Source organism: Lactobacillus nasalidis (assembly GCF_016587775.1).
Lineage (GTDB): Bacteria > Bacillota > Bacilli > Lactobacillales > Lactobacillaceae > Lactobacillus > Lactobacillus nasalidis.
In genome coordinates this window covers 1-2636 of sequence record NZ_BOCG01000189.1, presented here as the reverse complement: position 1 = coordinate 2636, position 2636 = coordinate 1, and the positions used below count along the sequence as shown (strand labels likewise).

The window sequence follows — 2636 nt, the reverse complement described above, 5'->3', positions numbered from 1 at the left end:
ATCCATGGACACGTTATTTTACTTGGTCGTCGACACTTTGCTGGCGGCCTATGCCGGCTACAGCTGGTACTGCCAGGCCAAGGTGGTCATGCGGGCCCGCTGGCGGATGACGGCGGTCATCATGCCGATCCTGCTGGTCTGGCTGGGGGCCACCAGCTGGGGCTATTCGGACATGGGCACTCCCGGCTTTATCGTCTTCCTGGCCCTCTTCATTTTGACGGGGATCCTGGAAGCCACGTCAGGCCTGGCTGACAAGCGGGTCGTTTTGAGCGGCTATTTCCGCCGGACTCTGAAATACAGTGAGATCAAGCAGGTGATCCTGACCGCGGCCCCGCCGAGCGTGGGCGACTTGTCGATCGCGGCGCTGGAGACCAGCCGCAACCAGGTTTACTACCTGCGCTTCAACAAGCAGGCCGGGGAAGTGACCTCCTTTTTGATGCAGCGCCTGGAGCGCGGGGTAAATATCGACGTAAGAAAAATGGGCTAGCCAGATCGGCTAGCCCATTTTTTATGTGCACAATTCTTGTTTTTTGGCCTTTTTACAGAATCGGGGACAAGAGGCGGGAGAAGTTCTGCAAGGCATGCAACCAGCGGGACTGCTGCTTGATCAATTCCGGCGTGAGCAGGGTCGACTGCTCCATGTCCTTTTTGAACTGGTCGGACATTTCCTTGTTGAAGGCCCGGTCGTAAACGAAGACGTTGTCTTCAAAGTTCAAGTCGTAGGACCGGTAGTCCTGGTTGACGCTGCCAACGGTGGCGTACTTGTCGTCGACGATGATGGTCTTGGCGTGCATGAAGCCGTTGTCGTAGGTGTAGACCTTGACACCGATTTTGACCAGCTGGTTGGCATACCACTGGGTTGCCCGGTAGATGAAGGGGTGGTCCGGCATGCAGGGGATCATGATCCTGAGGTCAACGCCCGAGCTGGCCAGGATCTGCCAGGCGGCGATCATGGCTTCATCGGGGATCAGATAAGGAGTCTGGATCCAGACCCGCTTTCTGGCCAGCATCATCAGGCGGACCAGGCCGTTTCTCATGTAAGGCTCATCGTTGTCGGGGCCGTCGGAAACGACCTGGACGGCCATGTCGCCCTTGGAGATGTCGTTTTCGTCCAGGTCCGGGAAGAGCTTTTCGTCAAAGCTGATCAGTTCTTCCTCATGCACCGCGGACGCGTTCCAGTCCATCACGAACCTTTCCTGCAAAAGCAGGGAGGCTGACCCGACCAGGCGCAGGTGGGTGTCGCGCCAGTAGCCGAACTTTTTCTTCCGGCCCAGGTACTGGTCGCCGACGTTGAAGCCCCCCGTCCAGGAGATCACCCCGTCGATGACGACGATCTTCCGGTGGAGGTGGTAGTTGATCCGGTTCCGGGAAATCATGTTCCGGGAAGTGATGAAGGGCAGGACGTCCCCGCCGGCGTCGACCAGCTGCTTGAACCAGCTTTTAGAGGAGCCGAAAGACCCCCAGGCGTCGTAGAGGACCCGGACCTGGACGCCTTCTTCGGCTTTTTGAATCAAAAGCTTGAGGAGCTCGTTGCCGATGGCGTCATTGTAGATGGTGTAGTATTCAACGTTGATGCTGGATTTGGCCTGGCGGATGTCGGCAAACAGGTCGCGGAACTTGGCGTGCCCGTCAGTGTAGAGCTTGAGCTTGTTGTTCTTGGTGATGGGCGACTCCTGGTCCTTGTCCAGGTATTTGATCAAAATGTGGGCGCTGGGGGAGGTGTCGTTTTGGTCAATCTTGGCCGGGGCCTCGGTGATCATTTTTTGCACGTTGGAGAGGCCGATGTGCTTTTGCCGGTTGATGGCAAAAAGGTTTTCCTGGGAAATCCCCCGGCCGACGAAGCCGTAGATAACGAAGCCGACCACGGGCAGGATGATCAAGACGATCAGCCAGGCCCAGGAGGTAGCGACAGACCGCTTTCTGTGGAAAACGGTCCAGAGGGCCAAGATGGCGTTGGCGAAGAAGATGATGTGCCAAATATCGATCCAAGAGATGGCAGTCAATGGTCAGAGTCCTTTCTTTATTTTATTTTGTCTAAGCCTAAAAAGCGGTCCAGAATCCCGATGACGAAGGGCTCGTCATGCATCTGCGAGTGTTCGGCATTGTCGCCCCGGACCTCGACTTCCTGGTAGTAGGCGGCGTCTGGGGCCAGAACATAGCGGATGCTCTTGGCGGAGACCACGGAGATGAAGCGGTCGGAATTGGTCGTGTCCAAGACGTTGCCATAGATGTTGAGCACCCGGATGTCGGGGCTGAAGTCCCGCCGGTGGCGCAGCATGTAGGAATAATGCGGCGTCATGATGTTGGGCCGGCCGCTTTCGCTCAAGCGGTTGAGGTTGGGGATGTCGCCGAGGTACATGACCCCGTTGAAGGGTCCGGCAATCAAGGCACAGCTGGCCAGGTGCGGGAAGTTCTTCTTCTTGGCATAGCGCATTTCCGTGGCCACCACGCAGGGCGAGCCCAGGGAATGGGCCACGGCGCTGTAGCGCTTGAAGCCGTATTTTTGGCTCAGAAAAGGCAAGAGGAAGCTGAGATAGTAATTGATGGCCTGGTAGCCGGCGATCCGGTCCTTGAAGGCCAGCTGGATGATGGGCTGCCGGTCGCCGGTATAGCAGCCGGTCAGCTTGATGCGGCCG

General features: G+C 57.4%; 3 protein-coding genes. 1 reads left to right on the top strand and 2 read right to left on the bottom strand.

The features are described 5' to 3' along the window. Window positions 1–4: 4 nt before the first annotated feature. Window positions 5–487 (top strand): hypothetical protein, encoded by a 483-nt coding sequence (locus lacNas_RS03425; protein ID WP_201336404.1) that lies wholly within the window; start codon window positions 5–7, stop codon window positions 485–487. A gap of 52 nt (window positions 488–539) precedes the next feature. Here lacNas_RS03425 and cls read toward each other — a convergent pair whose 3' ends face one another. Together cls and lacNas_RS03415 are read right to left on the bottom strand one after the other, a co-directional pair. Next, window positions 540–2003, bottom strand: a complete 1464-nt coding sequence (gene cls / locus lacNas_RS03420) for a cardiolipin synthase (RefSeq protein ID WP_201331319.1) — start codon at window positions 2001–2003, stop codon at window positions 540–542. Between the two features lie 17 nt (window positions 2004–2020). Next, on the bottom strand, window positions 2021–2636 hold a 616-nt coding region (locus lacNas_RS03415; RefSeq protein ID WP_201346592.1), incomplete at its 5' end, for an alpha/beta hydrolase.

What these genes read in the sequence shown, in the direction of transcription:
- lacNas_RS03425 (WP_201336404.1), top strand. Translation starts at nt 5, where the DNA reads ATGGACACGTTATTTTACTTGGTCGTCGACACTTTGCTGGCGGCCTAT.